This window comes from Streptomyces sp. NPDC051051 (genome assembly GCF_040682975.1).
Classification (GTDB): domain Bacteria; phylum Actinomycetota; class Actinomycetes; order Streptomycetales; family Streptomycetaceae; genus Streptomyces.
In genome coordinates, this window is record NZ_JBFBCB010000023.1 from 46,539 (window position 1) to 65,977 (window position 19,439).

Genomic DNA, 19,439 nt, shown 5'->3' on the forward strand with positions numbered 1-19,439 from the left:
CCGGGGCGCCGGCCGAGCCGGGGCGCGGGGCCCCGCCCGGTCACCCCTCGTCGGTCTCCTCCGCCAGGACGCGCTGGGCCGTCGCGAAGGCGGAGTTCGCCGCGGGGACCCCGCAGTAGACGGCCGTCTGGAGCAGGACCGAGCCGATCTCCTCCGGGGTGAGTCCGTTGCGTCGGGCCGCCCGGACGTGCATGGCCAGCTCGTCGTAGTGGCCGTGGGCGACCAGCGCGGTCAGGGTGATCATGCTGCGCTCACGTCGGCTGAGCGTCGGGTCGGTCCAGATCTCGCCCCAGGCGTAGCGGGAGATGAAGTCCTGGAAGCGGGCGGTGAACGGCGTCTGGCGGGCCTGGGCCCGGTCCACGTGCGCGTCCCCGAGCACCTCCCGCCGTACCCGCATGCCCGGCCCGGCGCCCGCGCCGAAGTGGGCGCGCAGCGCGGTCAGTACGGCCTGCGGACACTGCGCGGGGGCCAGGTGGGAGGCGCCCGGGATCTCCACGAGCGCGGCGCCCGGCACCGCGTCCGCGATCTCCCGCAGATGCGCCGGCGGCGTCGCCGGGTCCTCGCGCCCGGCGATCAGCAGCGTGGGTGCGGTGATCTCCGCCAGCCGCTCGCGCAGGTCGAACGCGGCCAGCGCGTCGCAGCAGGCGGCGTAGGCCGCCGGGTCGGCGCGGCGATGGTCGGCGACCAGCCCGGGTACGGTGAAACCGCCCGTGAACCAGCGGGCGTCCGCACTCTCCGCGACCGGGGCCAGCCCTTCGCGCCGTACCAGCGCGGCCCGTTCCCGCCAGGGCCGGGCGCCGTTGAAGTGGGCCGACGAGCAGATCACCGCGAGGGACGACACCCGCTCCGGACGGTGCAGCGCCAGGTGCAGGCCGACCGCCCCGCCCAGCGACACGCCGGCGTAGGAGAACCGCTCCAGGCCGAGGGAGTCGGCGAGTGCCAGCACGAGGGCGGCCAGGTCGCCGACGGTGGCTCCGGGACCGATCAGATCGGCGGCCGAGCCGCCGTGCCCCGGCAGGTCCCAGCGGATCACCCGGTGCGTGACGGACAGTTCGGGCGCGACCTCGTCCCACAGCGCGTACGAGGTGCCGAGGGAGGGCCCGAGGATCAGCGGGGGAGCGGACGTCGGGCCCTCGGCCCGGTGGTTGAGGAGTTTCTCGGTCAACGTCGCTCCAGCGCACGGTCGGTGAGGGCTCCGGCGGAGCCGGTGTAGCGGGCGGGATCGGTGAGGCCGTCGAGGTCGACGTCCTTCAACGCCGGTTCTTCGGAAAGGAGTTCGCCCAGCGAGCGGCCTTCGGCGAAGGTGCGGGGCGCGAGCCGGGTCAGCAGCTCCTTGGCGCGGGTCCGGCCGAGCACCGTGGCCAGCTCGGCGGAGAGCCGCTCGGAGACGATCAGTCCGTGGGTGAGCCCGAGATGCCCGCGCATGACGTCCGCGCGCACCCGCAGGCCCTCGGTCAGCTCCGCCGCGTCCCGGGCGGCCCCGCCGACCAGCCGCAGCAGGTCCCGCAGCGGCTCCCACTCGGCGTGCCAGGCCCCGGCCGGCCGCTCGTCCCCCGCCACCAGGGCGCCGTACAGCGTCGCCGCGAGCTGGGGGGCCCGCAGGGCGGCGGCGGCGATCAGCGTGGACCGGACGGGGTTCGCCTTGTGCGGCATGGCCGAGGAACCGCCGCCGCTGCCCTCCGCGACCTCCGCGACCTCGGTGCGGGAGAGGGTGAGCACGTCGGCCGCCGTCTTTCCCAGGGCCCCCGCCGCGAAGGCCAGGGACCCGGCCAGGTCGGCGACCGGGGTGCGCAGCGTGTGCCACGGCAACAGCGGCGCGCGCAGGCCCAGTTCCCGCGCGTAGGCGGCGGGCAGCTCGGTCGCGTCCGCGGCGCCGTAGGCCGCGAAGGCCGCCAGCGTCCCGGCCGCGCCGCCGAGCTGGGCGGGCAGGGAGTCCCGGACGGCCGACATCCGGTCACGCGCGTCCAGCACCAGCGACCGCCACCCGGCGGCCTTCAGCCCGAACGTCGTCGGTACGGCGTGCTGGGTGAGCGTACGGCCGGGCAGGGGCGTGTCCCGGTGCTCGGCGGCCAGCCGCGCCAGCGCCCGCTGGGTACGGTCCAGGTCGGCGAGGACCGCCTCCAGCGCGCGCACCGCGACCAGCATGGTCGCCGTGTCCATGATGTCCTGGCTGGTGGCCCCCCGGTGGACGTACGGCCCGTGCTCCGTGCCGACCGCCGCCGTGAGGTCCGCGACCAGCGGGATCACCGGGTTCCCGCCGCTCCTGGCGCGCGCGGCGAGGGAGCGTACGTCGAAGGCGCCCGCGGCGGCCTCGGTGACGGCCCTCCCGGCCGCGGCCGGGGCCAGGCCCAGCGCGGCCTGCGCACGGGTCAGCGCGGCCTCCGCGTCGAGCAGCGCCCGCAGGTAGGCCGCGTCGCTCGTCGCGGAGGCCGCCGGGGAACCGGTCCACCCGGGGGCGAGCAGACCGGCGTCCGACTGATCAGCTGTCACTGGAACTCCAGGAAGACCGTCTCGCCCTCGCCCTGAAGGCGGATGTCGAAACGGTAGGTGCCCTTGCCGTCGTCGGCCGCGACCAGCGTGCCGCGGCGCGCCGGGTCGAGCCCGGCCAGCAGCGGGTCGGCGGCGTGCGCGGTCGTGTCCTCGGGCAGGTAGATCCGGGTGAACAGATGGACGAGCAGCCCGCGCGCGAACACGCACGCACTGAGATACGGCGCGCTGTGCCCGCGCGCGCCGGGCCGCAGGGTCCGCGCGTACCAGTGGCCGTTGGCGTCCGTCTGGACACGGCCCCAGCCGGTGAACTCCACGCCGTTGCGGCCCAGATAGCCGCCGGTCGAGGGGTCCCGCCGGATCGAGCCGTCGACGGTGGGCACCCGGCCGTCCGGGTCCGGGCCCCACAGCTCGACGAAGGCGTCCGGCAGCGGCCGGCCCTCGCCGTCGTGGACGTACCCCTGGAGGGTGATCGTGTCGGGGTGGCCGACGGGCGCGATGTCACCGCCGCCCGGGAAGGGCAGCGCGTACCCGTAGAAGGGGCCGACCGTGTGCGACGGGGTGGGCAGCACGCTCTGCGGGCTGCCGGTGTCGATCTTCGTCATGGCGGGTCAGCGTCCTTCTTCGATCCAGGTGGCGTTCGGGCCGTCCAGCACGATGTCCCAGTGGTAGCCGAGCGAGAACTCGGGCACGGACAGGCTGTGGTCGTAGGTGGCGACCAGCCGCTGCCGCGCCGCGTCGTCCGTGACGGACTGCAGGATCGGGTCGTAGGGGAACAGCGGGTCGTTCGGGAAGTACATCTGCGTCACCAGCCGCTGGGTGAACGCCGAACCGAACAGCGAGAAGTGGATGTGCGCGGGCCGCCAGGCGTTGACGTGGTTGCGCCACGGGTACGGGCCCGGCTGGATCGTGGTGAAGCGGTAGAGACCGTCGTCGTCGGTGAGCGTGCGGCCCACCCCGGTGAAGTTCGGGTCCAGCGGGGCGTCGTGCTGCTCGCGCTGATGGGCGTACCGGCCGGCCGAGTTGGCCTGCCAGATCTCCACCAGCTGGCCGCGGACCGGCCGCCCGGAGCGGTCGAGGAGCCGGCCGGAGACGGTGATGCGTTCGCCGATCGGCTCGCCGCGGTGATGCCGGGTCAGGTCGTTGTCGATCTCGGTGATGTCCCGCTCGCCGAAGGCCGGCGAGGCCAGCTCCACCAGCTCCGGGTCCTTGCTGACGTCGATGGTGACCGGCGGCTGCTGCGGATGGCGCAGGAGCGAGGAACGGTAGGGCGCGTAGTCGCGGCGCGGATGGTGCTCGACGGGGGCGCCGCCGGCGATCCGCTTCTCGTACGCGGCGTGCTCGGCCGCGATCTCCTGGTCGATGTCGGCTTGCGTGAGAGTCATGAGGAGTCCCGGGTCACTGGCGTTCGAGGACGAGGGCGAGGCCTTGGCCCACGCCGATGCAGAGGGTGGCGACACCGACACCGGAGCCGCGGCGGGCGAGCTGGTGGGCGACGGTGCCGGCGAGGCGGGCGCCGGAGGCGCCGAGCGGATGGCCGAGGGCGATGGCACCGCCCTGCGGGTTGAGGATCGCCGGATCGAACTCGGGCCACTCGGCCACGCAGCCCAGCACCTGGGCGGCGAAGGCCTCGTTCAGTTCGAGCACGGACAGGTCGTCGAAGCCCTTGCCCGCCTTGGCGAGGGCCCGGTCGACCGCCTCGACGGGGGCGAGTCCGAAGTACTGCGGATCGAGGGCCGACACCCCGGTGGCGCTCACCCGGGCGAGGGGTTCACGGCCGACGGCCTTCAGGCCCTCCTCGTCGACGAGGAGCAGGGCCGCCGCGCCGTCGTTGAGCGGCGACGCGTTCCCGGCGGTGACCGTGCCGCCCTCGGTGCGGAACGACGGCCCGAGCTTCGCCATCGCCTCCAGGGAGGCGTCCGGCCGCACCGACTCGTCGGCCGCGAAGACCAGCGGGTCGCCCTTGCGGCGGGGGATCGTGACGGGGGCCAGCTCGGCGTCGAACAGCCCCTGCTCCTGGGCCCGCGCCGCCTTGCGGTGGCTGTGCAGCGCGAACTCGTCCTGCTGCGCACGGCTGATCCCGTGCTTGTCGGCGATCAGCTCGGCGCTCTCGCCGAGCGGGATCGTCCACTGCGGGTCCATCCGCGGGTTGACCATCCGCCAGCCCAGCGTGGTCGAGTACAGCTCCGCGTGGCCCGCCGGGAACGGCCGGTCGCCCTTGGGCAGCACGTAGGGCGCGCGGGTCATCGACTCGACACCGCCGGCCACGGCGATCGAGGCGTCCCCGACGGCGATCGCGCGGGCCGCCTGGATCACCGCCTCCAGGCCGGAGGCGCACAGCCGGTTGACGGTCACGCCCGGCACGGAGGTCGGCAGGCCCGCCAGCAGGGCGGCCATCCGGCCCACGTTGCGGTTCTCCTCACCGGCGCCGTTGGCGTTGCCGACGTACACGTCCTCGATCCGGGACGGGTCCAGCGCGGGCGTACGGGCCAGGAGTCCACGGATCGCGTGGGCGGCGAGGTCGTCGGGGCGCAACGAGGCCAGGGCACCGTTGTAGCGGCCGACCGGGGTGCGGACGGCGTCGACGATGTAGACGCTCTTCACTGCTGGATCTCCTCGGGGACGCGGACCTTGGCGTCCGTCTTCGCGACGATCTCGTCCACGCCCACGCCGGGCGCGGTCCCGACGAGCACCAGGCCGTCCTCGGTGACGTCGAGGACGCCGAGGTCGGTCACGATGCGGTTGACGCAGCCCTTGCCGGTCAGGGGCAGCGCGCACTCGGCGAGGATCTTCGGGCTGCCGTCCTTCGCGGTGTGCGTCATGACGACGATGACGGTACGGGCGCCGTGGACCAGGTCCATCGCCCCGCCGATGCCGGTGATCATCTTGCCGGGGATCGCCCAGTTGGCGAGGTCGCCCCGCTCGGACACCTGCATCGCGCCGAGCACGGCGACGTCGATGTGGCCGCCGCGGATCATGCCGAAGGAGAGCGCCGAGTCGAAGAAGGAGGCGCCGGGCAGGACCGTGACGGTCTCCTTGCCGGCGTTGATCAGATCCGGGTCGACCTGGTCCTCGGCGGGGTAGGGGCCGGTGCCCAGGATGCCGTTCTCGCTCTCCAGGACCACCTCGACGTCCGCGGGGAGGTGGTTGGGGATCAGGGTCGGCAGACCGATGCCGAGATTGACGTACTGCCCGTCCTTCAGCTCACGCGCGGCGCGGGCCGCCATCTGCTCGCGTGTCCAGGCCATCAGCCGTTCACCCGTTCCTTCGTCGCGGGCGCCGAGACGGTCCGCTGCTCGATCCTCTTGTCGGCGGCCTGCTCGGGCGTCAGGGCCACCACCCGCTGCACGAAGATGCCCGGCAGGTGCACGGCGTCCGGGTCCAGCTCGCCCGGTTCGACCAGTTCCTCGACCTCGGCGATCGTGATCCGCCCCGCCATCGCCGCGAGCGGGTTGAAGTTGCGGGCGGACCTGTTGAAGACGAGGTTGCCGTGCCGGTCCCCCTTCGCCGCCCTGACCAGGGCGTAGTCGGTGCGGATACCGCGTTCCAGCACGTACTCGGTGCCGTCGAACTCCCGCACCTCCTTCGGCGGCGAGGCGAGCGCGACGCCGCCCTCGCCGTCGTAGCGCCACGGCAGCCCGCCCTCGGCGACCTGGGTGCCCACCCCGGCCGGGGTGTAGAAGGCGGGGATGCCGGCGCCGCCGGCCCGCAGGCGCTCGGCGAGCGTCCCCTGCGGGATCATCTCGACCTCCAGTTCCCCGGACAGGTACTGGCGCGCGAACTCCTTGTTCGCCCCGATGTACGACCCGGTCACCCGGGCGATCCGCCCGGCGGCCAGCAGGACGGCGAGGCCCGACTCCATCGCCCCGCAGTTGTTGGAGACGACCGAGACGCCGGTGACGCCCCGCTCGTACAGGGCCTGGATGAGGACGCCCGGTACGCCGCTCAGCCCGAAACCGCCCACTGCCAGCGACGCGCCGTCCGGCACGTCGGCCACCGCCTCCAGGGCCGTGGCGACCACCTTGTCCATGCGTGCAGCCCCCCTCTCTCTCCGTGCGTCTCAGCCTTCAATTAATCAGGGCACTGACTATTTTGGCAAGGTGTCCTTCACGCTGTCATCGGCGGGCCGGGCCGTCAAGACTTCGTGGAAAGGTGAGGTCAACAGCTCTTTCCCGCGGGCAGACAACCGCCTGCTCTCCGAGTATCGTTCAGTACACGTTCGATTCGACTTCGGGAGCGCGCATGGCTGCGGTGGACCTCGACACCCATCCCGGGCACCTCGCCCGGCGGCTCCAGCAGGCGCACTACCTGCTGTGGAACGCGATGGTGTCCGAGGAGACCACCTCCCCGCAGTTCGCCGTCCTCAACGCCCTCGTCGCCGAGCCGGGCCTCGACCAGCGCACGGTGGGGGAGCGGGTGGGCCTGGACCGTTCCACCGTCGCCGAGGTGATCAGCCGGCTGATCCGGCGCGGACTCCTCGACAAGGTCCGCGACCCGCAGGACGGCCGCCGCTTCCTGCTGCGCCTGACCGACGAGGGCCTGCGCGTCCACCGCAGGCTCGCCGTGCGCGCGGCCCGGATGAGTCAGGTCTTCCTCGCCCCGCTGTCCGGCGAGGAGCAGACGGTGTTCTTCGACCTGATCCGCCGGGTCGCGGACGCGGCGGAGGGACTGCGCAACCCGGCGGAGCCCCTGGCCGGGCGGGGCACGAGCGGCCGGGACCCGGGCCGCGCCCTCACCTGAGCCGGCTCCCGGGCGTCACGACGCCCGCGCGAACACCACCCACACCTGGCCCCCGGCGAAGGCGACCGGCGTGCCGTCCCGCGTCGTGAACCGGGTGCCGTCCGCCGCCCGCGGGCGCTGCCACCGCACGTCGTAGGCCCGCCCGTCACGCAGCACCTGGGCCGCCCCGGAGCCGACCGTCTCCGTGTACGGCGTGTGGTTGCCGAGCGAGTCGTGGTAGCCGGACCTGCGCACGTTCACGTACTGCACGACCACCGTCGCCGGGGCGAGCCGGCGGCCGTCGGCGGTCACCGTCGGGGTGCCGTCCGTGGTGACCTCCCAGCGCCGCCGTTCCCCGGACCAGGTGAAGGTGAAGCGGGCCGCGGGATAGCGCACGGTGCGCGAGGCGGTGGGCGTGCCCCCCTCGGGGGCGGGGCCGTGGCGGAACCCGGTGGTCAGCGCGGCCTCGCCCGGCGCGGACGGCAGCACGCGACCGGGGCGCAGATAGAGGTTGTGCGGGGCGGCCCTGTCGGTGCCGCGGTAGTAGGCGTCCTCGTCGCCCTCAGGGGTGACGGCCTCCAACGGCTCCCTGCCGATCAGCGGCAGCAGCCTGCTCTGCGCGCCGGAGAAGGCCAGCACCGGCCGGTCGAACTGGCGCAACAGCTCCAGGTCGGACTCACGGGCGCTGCGCACCGGCCCGACCGTCTCCGGCAGCCGCGTCGCGTAGACCGCCAGCAGCCGGCTCAGACCGCCCTCGACCTGTTCGACGTAGACGATGTCCGCGGCGTCGAGACCGGTCTGGGGGCGGGCCGCGGAGACGTTGTCGATCTTCACGGCCAGGACCTGGCCGTGAGCGGCCGTGCCCGTGCCGCTCGGCGGCCGGGCGGTGCCCCGGCCGTCGCCGGCCGGACCGTCGCCGCTCGTGCAGCCCGCCGCGAGGGACAGCGCGAGCGCCGCGGCGAGCGCGGCCGCCGTCGCCGCACCGCGCCCGGGGCGCGTCCCCCGCAGCTTCCCCCTCCGCCTCCAGGAGGGCCGGAGCCGCCTGCCGGGTCTCGGGCCCGTCGTGCCGTCCACCGTCGCCGTGTCCACCATCGCCACCCCGTTCCGTGACCCGATTGTGCGCTTGTCGACTCGTCGGTGGCCACCCCCGACCGTCCCTGATCGCGTGCGCCCCGTGGGCCGATCGGTCCATCCGGCGCCGAGTGGTCGGCCAGGGGGCGGACCGGCGGTGCGGCGCGGTTCGGATCCGGGGCGCCGGGTACCCGGCCCGCACTCCGGGATCCGCCCCGGCACGGCGGGTCCCCGAACTCGGTGGAGGGAGCGCGGCACGATGAAGGCAGTGACCTGGCAGGGAAAGCGGGACGTACGGGTGGACACCGTGCCCGACCCGGTGATCCAGGAACCGACGGACGCCGTCATCCGCGTCACGTCCACCGGACTGTGCGGCTCCGACCTGCACCTCTACGAGGTGCTCACCCCGTTCATGACTCCCGGCGACATCCTCGGCCACGAACCCATGGGCATCGTCGAGGAGGTCGGCGCCGGCGTCGTCGACCTCAGCGTCGGCGACCGGGTCGTCGTGCCCTTCCAGATCGCCTGCGGCGACTGCTGGATGTGCCTCAACTCCCTGCCCACCCAGTGCGAGACCACCCAGGTCACCGCCGAGGGCATGGGCGCGGCCCTGTTCGGTTACACCCGCCTGTACGGCGCGGTGCCCGGCGGCCAGGCCGAGTACCTGCGCGTCCCGCAGGCCCAGTACGGCCCGATCAAGGTGCCCGAGGGCCCGCCCGACGACCGCTTCGTCTACCTGTCCGACGTCCTGCCCACCGCCTGGCAGGCGGTGGAGTACGCCGACATCCCCGAAGGCGGCAGCGTCGCGGTGCTGGGCCTCGGACCCATCGGCGACATGGCCTGCCGCGTCGCCCAGGTGCGCGGCGCCGGGCGGGTGTTCGGCGTGGACCTCGTCGGCGACCGGCTGCGCCGGGCCCGCGCGCGGGGCGTGGAGACGTACGACCTCCGGAGCTTCGACAGCGAGAAGGAACTGGTCGCCGCGATCCGCGACGAGACCGACGGGCGCGGCCCGGACGCCGTGATCGACGCCGTCGGCACCGAGGCGCACGGCAGCACGGTCGCCCGCCTGATCCAGAACGCGTCCGCCCTGCTGCCGAACAAGGTGAGCGGCCCCCTCGCCGAACGGTTCAGCGTCGACCGGCTCGCCGCCCTCCACACCGCCATCGAGCTGGTCCGCCGCGGCGGCACGCTCTCCCTGACCGGCGTCTACGGCGGCATGGCCGACCCGCTGCCCATGCTCACCATGTTCGACAAGCAGATCCAGATCCGGATGGGCCAGGCCAACGTGCGGCGCTGGGTCGACGACATCCTCCCCTACCTCACCGAGGAGGACCCGCTCGGCGTCGACGACTTCGCCACCCACCGCATCCCGCTGGCGGACGCCCCCAAGGCGTACGAGATGTTCCAGCAGAAGCGGGACGGGGCCGTGAAGATCCTGATGACGCCGTGAGGCGGGTGACCCGGGTGCGGGCGCCGGGTCCGGGCGGACGGGCGGCACTACGGGACGGGTGCCGCCCGTCGCCCCGTACCGGGCGGCAGGCCGCAGCCCGGCACCGACTGCGCCGACGCCGTCCGCGCCGCAGGTGAACCGCGGTCCGTCCTGGACGAGTTCGGCGGTCTGTGCGGCCGGCCCAGGACCCCGGTTTGCTCGAAGCGTCAGTTCGGACCCTTGGGCGTGCGGTTCCTTTGCCCGGCGGCGGGCTTCAGGGCCCATCGGAGTTCGGCTGCCGGAGCCCTGCGGAACGTGGGTGGCGGTGAACGGCGAAACTCTCCCTCGCATTAGGCTCGACACTCCGGCCACGTCGGATCTCAGTCGCGGAGGATGCCAGGTGGAAGGTCCGATGGTGGTCGTGGTCGGCGCGGGGCCGACCGGGCTGGCCCTGGCATGCGGTCTGGCCCTGGCCGGGATATCGGTCAGGATTGTCGACAAGGCGAAGCGGCCGTCGACAGCGTCACGTGCTCTGGGGATCCAGCCGCGGGGCTCCGAAGTCCTCGACCGGCTCGGAGCTCTGGAAGGACTGCCGGAGCGTTCGGTGCGAGTCGCGGAGTTCGTCACGCACGTCAACGGCAAGTGTCTGATGCGTCTGAAGGTCGGCGCGCATGCGGCGCTGGTGGATCGCCCTGTGCTCGTCAATTCGCAGGCAGAGGTGGAAGCGCAGTTGCTGCGGCGGCTCCGCGAGCTTGGTGTCGAGGTGGAGTGGGGCCGGAAGTTCGTCGACGCTGATCAGGATGAGGAGAGCGTGACCGTTCAGTTCGACGACGGAACGGTGCGCGCGAGGTGGCTGGTGGGCTGCGACGGAGCGCACAGCCATGTGCGCACATCGGCGGGCATCGGCTTTCCCGGAGCACCCATGATGGACGGATTTTCCCTCGCGGATGTGCGCGCGTCGTTGCCGTTTCCCAGAGACGTGGTGTCGGCGTGGCTGCACCGGGAGGGAATGCTCGGGGTGTTTCCTCTGCCCGGGGACGGTGTCTGGCGGCTGGTGGCGTCGGCTCCCGTGGATGGCGAGGACATCGGTTCCGATCGTGTGTCGGACGCGCTGAGGCTGGCCCTTCAGGAGCACGCCGGCATCCAACCGCCCGAGCGATGGACGGACCTGTGGACTTCGACCTTTCGTATTCAGCGCCGCTTGGCCACCAGGTACCGGTCCGGCCGAGTTCTGCTGGCGGGAGATGCCGCTCACGTGCACAGCCCGTTCGGTGGACAGGGCATGAACACCGGGCTCGGTGATGCCGAGAACCTGGCCTGGAAGCTCGCACTGGTCGCCTCGGGCAGAGCCCACAGCCGCCTGCTGGACACCTACGAAGGCGAACGGCGTCCGGTGGCCCGCGAGGTGATGGCTTCGACGAGCGGCGTTACGCGTCTGGCCGTCGCTGACAACAGGGTGATGCGCGCCGTCCGTGATCGTGCCCTGGTTCCGTTGCTCCGTCTCCAGACGGCGCAACGGCTGCTCTGGGAGAAGTCCTCGCAGCTCAGGATCAGCTACCGCAACGGACCTCTGGGAGGCCGGTGGTCGCGCCTTCGGACCGGTGTCGGACCGCGCGCGGGCGATCGCGTACCCGACCTGGCCTGCCTCCGGGAGGACGGCAGCCGCACCCGCCTGCACGGGGAGCTCGGTCACCGGTGGGCGATTGTCGCCCCTGCCCCTGTCGCGTCGGCCTTTGCGGACATCGCTCGCACACACCTGGGCACGGATACCGTGGTGGTCGCACTCTCGGAGACCGGCGGGAGACGGACCGTCATGCTCGTTCGCCCCGACGCCCACCTCGGGTGGGCGGGCGCATCTCCAGCCGCGTTGGACGACTGGTTGACACGCGCTCTGGGGGGTGGTGGCGGCCTCCGCTGAGAGGAGGCCGCCACCACCGTGCTTACCGCCTCCTGCTTACGCCATGGCGAGCAGGACGGCGAACAGGAACGACACCAGGCCTCCGAAGAAGAGGGCCGCTGCCGTGATCTGCACCATCTTGTGGACCTCCATCCGGGCGGTCAGCCCATATGTGAGGACCAGCGCCGAGGCGACGAGCGGCAGTGCCGCAAGCGCCAGCATCGTGATGCCCAGTCCGACGGACCGGGTTCCAAAACCGCCGGATTCCTCTATCTGCTGCATGCCGTTGAGGGTGAGCGGGAGTACGGCGAGGATCCAGGGAACCGCCGCGAGCGTCGTGATCACCAGAGAGGTGAGGACGGGCCTCGCCGGTTCATGAACCTGTGCGTTCATCGTGTGATCACCAGATCCCGTAGAGCGACGTGTAGAACGCGATATTGGAAGCGAACGCTGCGAATCCGGTCCGCGCCGCGATCTTGTTGGCTGTCGAGCAGAGCGTGTTGTTGTTGCATCTGGTGTTGTTGGGGCCCCATGCCTTGACCTTCATGGAGATCACTCCCCAGCTCTTGCTGAAGGTGAACCTCAGCCGCTTGCCGGGTCCTTCGAAGTGCCCCTTCAGGGAGAGGAACTGGAAGTAGGTCGAGGTCAGCTTCTCCACCTTGACGGGACCGAGCACGGGCTTGAGGTTGCATCGCTCGCCTCGGTTGAGGGTGGCGCCGCATCCGCTGAGGGGGAACACCCAGAAATGATTGCGGATCCACTTGAACACCGTCTTGGCGGAGCTGAAGTACGCACCGATGTAGTAGGTGAACGTGTAGGAGTAGGCGCCGCTGAGGTCCGTGCAGGAGACGGGGTTTCCGCGGCAGTACTCGTAGCTGTTGTCGTTTCCTCCGTACACCGGGTCGCTCTGGAGGAAGCGGCCGCTTCCGGCGTCGTAGAGCCGGACGCCCATGAGCGTGATGCCGCTGAGCGTGCCGCTGTCCCGCTGGTAGGAGCCCAGCCATCCGTATGCGGTCGATACCGTTCCGTCGAGTGCGTTGCCGTACTCGTCGTACTGCTGGACGGTCGGCGCCACGGAGGTGTCCAGCGGGAGCTGGACCGTGATGTCCCCGTGGACGTTGGACAGTTGGAGCACCGTGTCACCCGAGGCCGTGGTGACCGCCGCGAGAGTGCCGGTCAGATCGGCCACGTTGCGGCTGACGGCGCCTGACGAGGACTTGCTCCAGCTGGGGCTGTCGCAGTCGCAGCCGTAGTGGTTGGTGATGCTGCCCGTGGTGGTCCAGGACCCGTCCGTCGCCTGGGTCTGGTCGGCGGACACGGCCAGTCGCGCGGCAGGGTCCAGGGACCAGGTGCGGCGGCTGGTGCCGACGGTCTCGCTGTTCACGAGGTCGTTGGCGTAGTAGGTCAGTGTGCTGTTGCCGCTGGTGGTGGTTCGGCCGAACGCGTCGTAGGCCACGCCGGACGCGATGAGCCTGTCCGCGCTGTCGTGGTCGTACGACGTCGAGGCCGTGGCGGCATCGTCGGTGCTGCTGTCGCAGTCGTCCGTGGTGGTCTTCAGCGCGGTGCGGTTGCTGCTCGCGTCAAGGGTGTAGGCGCGGGTGGTGCAGCCGGTGGCGGTGGTGTCGGTGGCCTGGGTGAGGCGTGCGGCACTGTCGTAGGTGTAGGCCGTGTCTGTGGTGGAGCCGTCGGTCTGGGTGTGTCCGACCTGTTCACCGCGTGCGTTGTGGCGGACGGTGTCCGAGACGATCGCCGTGCCGTTGGCATCGGCATATACCCGGCCCGTCTCGGTGCCGGTGGTGTCCGTGCCGATGGTCAGCGTGGTGCCGCCGGGCAGGGACTCGGAGACGAGGGTGCCGTCGGCGTCGTACGACGCGGTGAAGGTTCCCGCGACCGAGTCCGTGAGCGACTTTCGGTTGCCGGCCGTGTCGTACGCGTAGGTCACGGTGGACGGAGCCGAGTCCGTGACCTTCACGGGCCGGTCGAGGATGTCGTAGGAGGTGGTGGTGACGTTGCCGGCGCCGTCGCCGTACGACGTCGGACGGCCGAGGGTGTCGTAGGTGTAGGCGATGGTCTGCCCGTTCGCGGTCCGCTGGGACAGTCGGCCGTTGGTCTCGTTGTAGGTGACCGTCGTGGCCGGGACGTCCTTTCCGGTGCCGCCGCTGATGGTCGTCCTTACCGGCCGTCCCGCGTTGTCCTTGGTGATGGTCGTGGTGCGGGTCACGCCATTGGCGGTCTCGGTCTTCGTGGCGAGCTGGAGCCACCGGTCGTAGGTGTAGACCGTGGTCACCGTCTCGTCGGGGTTGGTTCCTCCCTCGGTGATGTCGGCCGCCGGTGAGGTGCGGCAGGCCAGGCCCGCCCACTCCGGTCGGCTCTCGCAGGTGCCGGTGCCGTCGGCGGTGTAGTACTCGTACTTGACGGTCGCGGCGTCCGTTCCGCTGGATCCCGCGGTACGGGTGGTGGCCACCTTCCCGGCGGAGTCGTAGGTGGCGACCGTGCCGGTGGTGTCGTCGCCGCCGCTGGCCGTCGTCTGGCCCGTGGACCAGTCGTAGGCGGTGGTCACGGTGCGGACATCCGCGTCCGTACCGTACCCGTCGACAAAGGCGCCGGTCCTGGTGGTGGTCACCAGGTCCGACAACTCGGCGTCGGAGGGACGGTTCTCGTCGTAGGCGTACGAGGTGTGCGTGCGCGCGGGGACGACCGATCCCGCCGGGAGGGTGGACTCGGCGGTGGAACCCGCCAGTTGCCTGGTGAGGGTGACCTCGTGCAGTGGACCGTACTCGTCCAGCAGGCGCTCACCGTCGGAGGAGTACTCGGAGACCACGGCCAGCAGCCGGGCGCGGTCCGCGGTGGACAGGTCGGCCAGACCGAGCGCGGCCAGCGTGTCGGCACCAGTAGCGGTACCCAGCGCCAGTTCACGGTTGGCGGCACTCAGTTCGGCAACCGTGTTGCCGAACTCGTCGTACTCGGTCGTGGTGATCGAGCCGCCGGGTGTGGCGGTGTTGGTTTCCTGACCGTTGGCGTCGATGTAGGTGATGGTGGCGGTGGTGTATGCGTCGGCGGCGAGGGCGCTCCCGGTGTGGGAGGAAGGCGACGAGCCCGGCGGGAAGACCGCCGTGGCGTCGGTCGGCGCCTCGTCCTGGGCCCAGCCGGTGACGGTGTCCTGGTCCAGCTGGTACGGAGCTGTGGAGCCGGACAGCGGGACGTCGTAGACGACGCTGGTCACTGCCGTACCGGAGACGTCGCTGTTCGACCCCTGGGCGAGCGCGGAGCGCGAGGCCTTCAGCAGCATGCCTGCACCGGAGGTCAGCGCGGAGCCGGCCGTGCCGTAGCTGAAGGTCCAGGGAAGCTCCCCCGGCTCGGTGAGGGTCGCGAGGCGGCCGTCCGAGTCGTAGGTGTAGGTCGTCTTCAGCGCCGGGCTGATCTGCGGATCCCACACACCGCGCAGGTTCCCGGAAGCGTCATAGGCGTAGGACGTGACCGTCTCGGTCGTGGCAGCGGAGGCCCCCGGGCTGGTTGCCCACAGCTTCACGGCCTTGACCCGGTTCTTGTAGTCGCCCAGGGCACTGCTCGTGGCGGTGGTGCTGTCGGCGTAGACGAACTCCAGTACCCGGCAGCCCTTCGTCGAGGGGTCCGCCTGGCAGCCGGCCGTGGTGACCGCCGGCGTCGGAGAGATGACGTACTTCGGACGGGCCAGCGTGTCGTCGCCGACCACCACCGACTCCGACGCGATGGTGACGGACGAGTCGCCCACCGCGGAAGCCGTGGACGACAGGGTCCAGGTCGAGACCGCGGACGCGGCCTTGGCGAACACTGTGCTGTTGGCATCGGTGTCGGTGAGGGTGAACTTCGTCCCCGACAGCGTGCCCGTCAGGGTCAGGGACTCATGGCCCGGCTGGGCCTTCCAGCCGCCGCCGGTGGTGCTGGTGAACGCGATGGTGCTGCCGTCCGCGCTCAGCACCTCGACCGAGGTGCTGGAGGTGGCACGCACCTGCGTGTAGGCAGCGCCCTGGGAAGCGACGGACGAGATCCACCCCGGGCCGAAGATCTGCGCCTGGCCCTCGTCGTCCGTGTCGTTCGCCCGGGACGAGAAGACCCGGCTCACCGTCGTGTCGAACGCCGAGGCGTCGGTGGCGGCCAGGGTGTAGTCACCGGTCAGCTGGTTCACTGATCCGGGCCCCACGGGGGCGCTCGGTGCGGTGCCGGCGTCCCGGTCGAGGGTGACCTCGACGGTCTGGGTGTGGCCGGTGGTGGTGCCGTCGGTGAAGGCGGCACGGAGTTCGATCACACCGTCCTCGGACAGGGTGTTCACCGTGTTCCACACCAGCTTGGTCGCGGTGCCGGAGGCGACCGCGACCGGCCAGGCGGAGACGGCATTGCCGGAAGCGGTGACGTCACCGACCGGCACGGTGCGCCAGGAGTCCTCCTCCCCGCGGCGGTACTGCCAGGTGACCCCGGTGTAGGAGGTCAGGCCCTTGGCGGACAGGGTGAGGCGGCGGGCGGTGTCGTCGCCGTCCTGCGGAGACAGGATCGCCGCGCCGTCCGCGCCGACGCCGAAGCTGTAGGCGGTCGTGGCCGAAGACAGGTTTCCTCCGGAGTCGACCGTGCGCGCGTACAGCGTGTGCCAGCCGTTCGCGGGGTCGATGGAGACGGTGAGTGCGTCACCGCCGTTGCCGTTGGTGGTGTCCAGCTTCTTGTTCGGCAGGCTGCTGTTGTCCAGGCCCCAGTGGTAGCCCGCACCGTCGGAGGACGTGGTGTCCAGGGTGCAGGACACGGCAGCGTCGGCCTTGGCTGTCCAGTCGTTCTGCGTGTATGCGTCGCAGGTGACGGTCGGGGCAACGGGCTTGGCGACGTTCGGCACGAAGTAGAGGTACGACGACCAGGATCCGTAGTCCGTGCCGTCATAGCCCCGCACCCGCATCCGCAGATGCGCCGCGGCCAGCTGGTTCGCCGACGGGATGGTCAGCTTCGCCGTCCCGCCGGACACCACCGAGGCCGAGGTGCCGGTGTAGGAGTAGGACGTTTCCCCGGAGTAGGCCGGGTCGTTGGTGATCTCGAACTGTGCTTTGACCGACGAACCGTCCACGTCCGTGACCTTCGCCGACACCGTCGGCGTGTACGTCGTCACATACCGCCTGCCGCTGTAGGCGTTGACCTGTGACGGCGAGATGGCCGTCGCCGTCGGCACCGACGGGTAGGAGTTGTACGTCACCGTCAGGTGTGGCTCGGTCGAGCCGTCCCCGGAGACGTAGTTCGCCGAGCGGAAACGCCGCCAGGTCAGACTGTCGGTCTCGCTCGCGCCCGCGATCTGCAGCCGTAGTTGGCCGAGCCGTCTGCCCAGGCCTGCACGATGGCATCGATGTCGAAGTTCATCGTGCCGGCCGGGCAGTCGGTGCTGCTGTAGCCCTTGGCCGCGGTGTTGGTCACCGCGCCGGTCGTGGTGGTGGACGGCTGGTCGGCCCAGGTGATGTCGGTGGACGACCACGTCGAAGTGATCCGCCGCACCTGCGTCCCCGCGCCGGAGGTGGAACAGGTCGAGGAGTAGTACGAGTACAGCGCCAGGTTGGTGTCGGTGATGTGCTTGCCCTTGAACGCCGACACATCGAACTTCAGATACGACCGGGCCTTCGTCGAACCGGCGTCGTAGGTCCCCGACTTCAGCTCGGTCGAGGAGACCTGTGAGTCGGTGTAGTTCGTCGCCACCCAGGTGTCCGTGGTCACGGCCAGGGTGGAAGTGGGATCGACGGTGACCGGGTAGGTCAGGTCCTGCGCGAAGTAGTCCGCGTCCGGGGCGAGGACCAGGGCCTGGGAGCCGTCATCCGCGGTCTCGACCTTGGTGGTGACGGGCGCCTGGTGCTTCGACTCGCCGGACGCGTCGTCCTTGGAGGAGTCCCACATCATCGGCGCGGGCGCCTCGGCGACCAGCTTGCCGCCGGAGTCCTTCAGCAGCAGATGCCCGGAGTCGGCCACCGACAGCTCAAGTCCCTTGAGATTCAGGGGGATCCGGTACTCCGGAGCCTGGTCCGGCGCCTTGTCGAGTACGACGTTCTGGCTGAAGCCCTGAGCGAGCGCGGTGACCGTGAGGGTCTGGCCGTCGCCCAGGTCGTAGGAGGCGGTGTCGTCCTTCACCGACGGGGTCGGCAGCTTCGACTCCCAGCCCAGCCCGAAGGACTTGGACCCCTTGTCGACCGACACCAGCGCGGTGTCCCCGCCGTCGGAGATGGCAATGTCGGCCGCCACCACGCCGGGCTCCAGCGACGCGCCGGTGTCCGACAGATCGGTGTCGATGTCCTGCCACCTGCCGTCCACCTGCTGCCGGATCGGCCCGGCATACGTGGACGTTTGCAACTCCCCGGAGGGCAGGGCGTAGGTCGTCGAGGTGTCCGTCCGCTCGGAGGTCACCTCGATCTTCCGGTCCTGCATCCGGGCCATCAGCAGCGCCGCGGCCACCGAATCCGCCGACGAGGCAGCCGACTTCGTCTCCGCGGAAGCCGTGATGGCCTCCGCTCCACCCGAGTCAGCCGCGAACGCCCCACCTGTCGCGACGGACACCGTCGCGGCCTGGGTCGCCATGACCGCAGCCACAGCCATGGCTATTCGGCGCAAGGCCGTTGACGGTCTGCGCCGTTGACGGAGCACCCCGTTCCCCGCTCTTCGCTTCATCATTTCTCCCTTGCGGTAACACGACTCGCCCATCGAACTTTCACATCGTGGGCCTCAAGATCGTAAACGCTGGGGCTGACGGCGAACCGGCACGACTCGACGCACAGGGAGGAAGTCCCGCAGGACCGTTGCCTGCCCGCACCCATCAGTGGCTTGACGTGCTTGCATGTGAGCCGGATGAACATCGGATCGACCACGAGGTCACTCCAGAGGTCACTGGACCACCGGGCGGACATGGGGCATTCAACCCAGACGTCGACCGCCCGGTAGAACCTCGTCCTTCAGGAATCCGGGATCGAGGACCCGGCCGTCTTCGAGGAGGACCCGGACACCTCCAGCCGCCTGCACCCCCTCCAGCGGCCGAAGTCCGGCGAGCCGTTGGCGTACGTGCGGCCGGGCGACACCGCGCACATCTCCGAGATGTTCCGCCTCGTACGCGGCACCAGGCACATCCTCGACGTGCTCGACGTCCTGCGCCGCGACCGCCTCGCCCTGCGCGTCCACGACGGCGCGTTCTCCGCAATGGACCTCACCGCCCGCCACCCGCGCACCGGCGAGCTGCTGTCCACCGTGAAGTTCATGGTGCAGACCCTCGCCGCCGCCGGCGGACTCCAGCGCGAGCTGACCTACGACGGACTGCGCGCCGCCGGGGCCAGGGGCAGCAAGGGCGGGCGCCGCCCCGCCGTGGCGGCCGACAAGACCGAGACCGTGCGCACCGCCTACTTGGAAGGGCGTTCGACAGCCGCCCTCGCCCGCGACCACGGCGTCAGCCGCGGCGCGCGATCCGCATGGCCGTCGCCGGCCTCCTGCCCGACCACGCCGCCATCGAGGAGGACGCCCCCGCCCCGGAGCTGCCGGTCACCCTCGACATGCCGGGCAAGGGCGCCGACTTCCTCCGCTCCACCGAACTGGAGCCCGCCGAGCGCGCCACGCTCGATCAAGGGGCGGCCGTACGGCGCGGCCAGGGCTACAGCCTGCGCGTCAGCGCTGTCCCACCGTGCACCGCCGGCTCCTCGACCGCCGCCGGCCGCTCGACGGCGGCCGGGGCGTCCCGGCTGTTCCGGCCCAGCGCAAGGCCTGCCGCGAATACGAGAACCGCGTCAGCACCCTCACACTGATCGGACCATGATCGTCTCACCGGCAACCGCTGTACCGGTGTTCCCCGAGGCCGGGCCA

At 71.3% G+C, this 19,439-nt stretch carries 16 protein-coding genes; 4 read left to right on the top strand and 12 right to left on the bottom strand.

Annotated elements, in window-relative coordinates; genetic code table 11:
• Nucleotides 1-40: 40 nt before the first annotated feature.
• From pcaD to AB0N31_RS18950, 7 genes are read right to left on the bottom strand one after another with little or no spacing between them, the layout of a single operon-like run.
• A complete protein-coding gene (gene pcaD / locus AB0N31_RS18920) occupies nucleotides 41-1,165 on the bottom strand; it encodes a 3-oxoadipate enol-lactonase (RefSeq protein WP_366059522.1) in 1,125 nt (374 codons plus the stop codon).
• Entirely contained in the window at nucleotides 1,162-2,490 is a 1,329-nt protein-coding gene (gene pcaB, locus AB0N31_RS18925) for a 3-carboxy-cis,cis-muconate cycloisomerase (protein ID WP_366059523.1), read from the bottom strand. Before pcaB ends, pcaD begins: the two co-directional genes overlap by 4 nt.
• Complete coding sequence (pcaG, locus tag AB0N31_RS18930; RefSeq protein ID WP_366059524.1) at nucleotides 2,487-3,092, bottom strand: protocatechuate 3,4-dioxygenase subunit alpha; 606 nt, start codon at nucleotides 3,090-3,092, stop codon at nucleotides 2,487-2,489. The genes pcaB and pcaG overlap by 4 nt, the downstream gene beginning before the upstream one ends.
• Nucleotides 3,093-3,098: 6 nt before the next feature.
• A complete protein-coding gene (gene pcaH / locus AB0N31_RS18935) occupies nucleotides 3,099-3,872 on the bottom strand; it encodes a protocatechuate 3,4-dioxygenase subunit beta (RefSeq protein WP_366059525.1) in 774 nt (257 codons plus the stop codon).
• Between the two features lie 13 nt (nucleotides 3,873-3,885).
• The gene (locus AB0N31_RS18940) at nucleotides 3,886-5,091 is read right to left on the bottom strand and encodes a thiolase family protein (protein ID WP_366059526.1); all 1,206 of its coding nucleotides are present in this window, start codon (nucleotides 5,089-5,091) and stop codon (nucleotides 3,886-3,888) included.
• Complete coding sequence (locus tag AB0N31_RS18945; protein ID WP_366059527.1) at nucleotides 5,088-5,735, bottom strand: CoA transferase subunit B; 648 nt, start codon at nucleotides 5,733-5,735, stop codon at nucleotides 5,088-5,090. The genes AB0N31_RS18940 and AB0N31_RS18945 overlap by 4 nt, the downstream gene beginning before the upstream one ends.
• Nucleotides 5,735-6,517 (bottom strand): CoA transferase subunit A, encoded by a 783-nt coding sequence (locus AB0N31_RS18950; protein WP_366059528.1) that lies wholly within the window; start codon nucleotides 6,515-6,517, stop codon nucleotides 5,735-5,737. The genes AB0N31_RS18945 and AB0N31_RS18950 overlap by 1 nt, the downstream gene beginning before the upstream one ends.
• Before the next feature lie 212 nt (nucleotides 6,518-6,729).
• On the opposite strand from AB0N31_RS18950, the gene AB0N31_RS18955 reads away from it, so the two are divergent.
• Nucleotides 6,730-7,227 (top strand): MarR family transcriptional regulator, encoded by a 498-nt coding sequence (locus AB0N31_RS18955; RefSeq protein WP_366059529.1) that lies wholly within the window; start codon nucleotides 6,730-6,732, stop codon nucleotides 7,225-7,227.
• A gap of 15 nt (nucleotides 7,228-7,242) precedes the next feature.
• Here the strand turns inward: AB0N31_RS18955 and AB0N31_RS18960 are convergent, their stop codons facing one another.
• On the bottom strand, nucleotides 7,243-8,298 hold the full coding sequence (locus AB0N31_RS18960; RefSeq protein ID WP_366059530.1) for a DUF3048 domain-containing protein: 1,056 nt from the start codon (nucleotides 8,296-8,298) through the stop codon (nucleotides 7,243-7,245).
• A 238-nt stretch (nucleotides 8,299-8,536) separates the two neighbouring features.
• Between AB0N31_RS18960 and AB0N31_RS18965 the strand changes: the two genes are divergently transcribed.
• Both AB0N31_RS18965 and AB0N31_RS18970 read left to right on the top strand, forming a co-directional pair.
• Entirely contained in the window at nucleotides 8,537-9,727 is a 1,191-nt protein-coding gene (locus AB0N31_RS18965) for a zinc-dependent alcohol dehydrogenase (RefSeq protein ID WP_366059531.1), read from the top strand.
• Nucleotides 9,728-10,118: 391 nt separating this feature from the next.
• Nucleotides 10,119-11,624 (top strand): FAD-dependent monooxygenase, encoded by a 1,506-nt coding sequence (locus tag AB0N31_RS18970; RefSeq protein WP_366059532.1) that lies wholly within the window; start codon nucleotides 10,119-10,121, stop codon nucleotides 11,622-11,624.
• Nucleotides 11,625-11,660: 36 nt separating this feature from the next.
• Here AB0N31_RS18970 and AB0N31_RS18975 read toward each other — a convergent pair whose 3' ends face one another.
• From AB0N31_RS18975 to AB0N31_RS18990, 4 genes are all read right to left on the bottom strand, one after another.
• Complete coding sequence (locus AB0N31_RS18975; protein ID WP_366059533.1) at nucleotides 11,661-11,996, bottom strand: hypothetical protein; 336 nt, start codon at nucleotides 11,994-11,996, stop codon at nucleotides 11,661-11,663.
• Between the two features lie 7 nt (nucleotides 11,997-12,003).
• Entirely contained in the window at nucleotides 12,004-16,812 is a 4,809-nt protein-coding gene (locus AB0N31_RS18980; protein ID WP_366059534.1) for an RHS repeat-associated core domain-containing protein, read from the bottom strand.
• A 65-nt stretch (nucleotides 16,813-16,877) separates the two neighbouring features.
• On the bottom strand, nucleotides 16,878-18,173 hold the full coding sequence (locus tag AB0N31_RS18985) for a DNRLRE domain-containing protein (RefSeq protein WP_366059535.1): 1,296 nt from the start codon (nucleotides 18,171-18,173) through the stop codon (nucleotides 16,878-16,880).
• Nucleotides 18,174-18,506: 333 nt separating this feature from the next.
• Complete coding sequence (locus AB0N31_RS18990) at nucleotides 18,507-18,767, bottom strand: hypothetical protein (RefSeq protein WP_366059536.1); 261 nt, start codon at nucleotides 18,765-18,767, stop codon at nucleotides 18,507-18,509.
• A gap of 284 nt (nucleotides 18,768-19,051) precedes the next feature.
• On the opposite strand from AB0N31_RS18990, the gene AB0N31_RS18995 reads away from it, so the two are divergent.
• A complete protein-coding gene (locus AB0N31_RS18995; RefSeq protein WP_366059537.1) occupies nucleotides 19,052-19,381 on the top strand; it encodes a hypothetical protein in 330 nt (109 codons plus the stop codon).
• The last annotated feature ends 58 nt before the right edge of the window (nucleotides 19,382-19,439 follow it).

What these genes read in the sequence shown, in the direction of transcription:
- AB0N31_RS18975 (WP_366059533.1), bottom strand. Translation starts at nt 11,996, where the DNA reads ATGAACGCACAGGTTCATGAACCGGCGAGGCCCGTCCTCACCTCTCTG.
- pcaH (WP_366059525.1), bottom strand. Translation starts at nt 3,872, where the DNA reads ATGACTCTCACGCAAGCCGACATCGACCAGGAGATCGCGGCCGAGCAC.
- AB0N31_RS18960 (WP_366059530.1), bottom strand. Translation starts at nt 8,298, where the DNA reads ATGGTGGACACGGCGACGGTGGACGGCACGACGGGCCCGAGACCCGGC.
- AB0N31_RS18955 (WP_366059529.1), top strand. Translation starts at nt 6,730, where the DNA reads ATGGCTGCGGTGGACCTCGACACCCATCCCGGGCACCTCGCCCGGCGG.
- AB0N31_RS18945 (WP_366059527.1), bottom strand. Translation starts at nt 5,735, where the DNA reads ATGGCCTGGACACGCGAGCAGATGGCGGCCCGCGCCGCGCGTGAGCTG.
- AB0N31_RS18965 (WP_366059531.1), top strand. Translation starts at nt 8,537, where the DNA reads ATGAAGGCAGTGACCTGGCAGGGAAAGCGGGACGTACGGGTGGACACC.
- AB0N31_RS18970 (WP_366059532.1), top strand. Translation starts at nt 10,119, where the DNA reads ATGGTGGTCGTGGTCGGCGCGGGGCCGACCGGGCTGGCCCTGGCATGC.
- pcaG (WP_366059524.1), bottom strand. Translation starts at nt 3,092, where the DNA reads ATGACGAAGATCGACACCGGCAGCCCGCAGAGCGTGCTGCCCACCCCG.
- AB0N31_RS18995 (WP_366059537.1), top strand. Translation starts at nt 19,052, where the DNA reads ATGGCCGTCGCCGGCCTCCTGCCCGACCACGCCGCCATCGAGGAGGAC.
- AB0N31_RS18985 (WP_366059535.1), bottom strand. Translation starts at nt 18,173, where the DNA reads ATGGCGACCCAGGCCGCGACGGTGTCCGTCGCGACAGGTGGGGCGTTC.
- AB0N31_RS18950 (WP_366059528.1), bottom strand. Translation starts at nt 6,517, where the DNA reads ATGGACAAGGTGGTCGCCACGGCCCTGGAGGCGGTGGCCGACGTGCCG.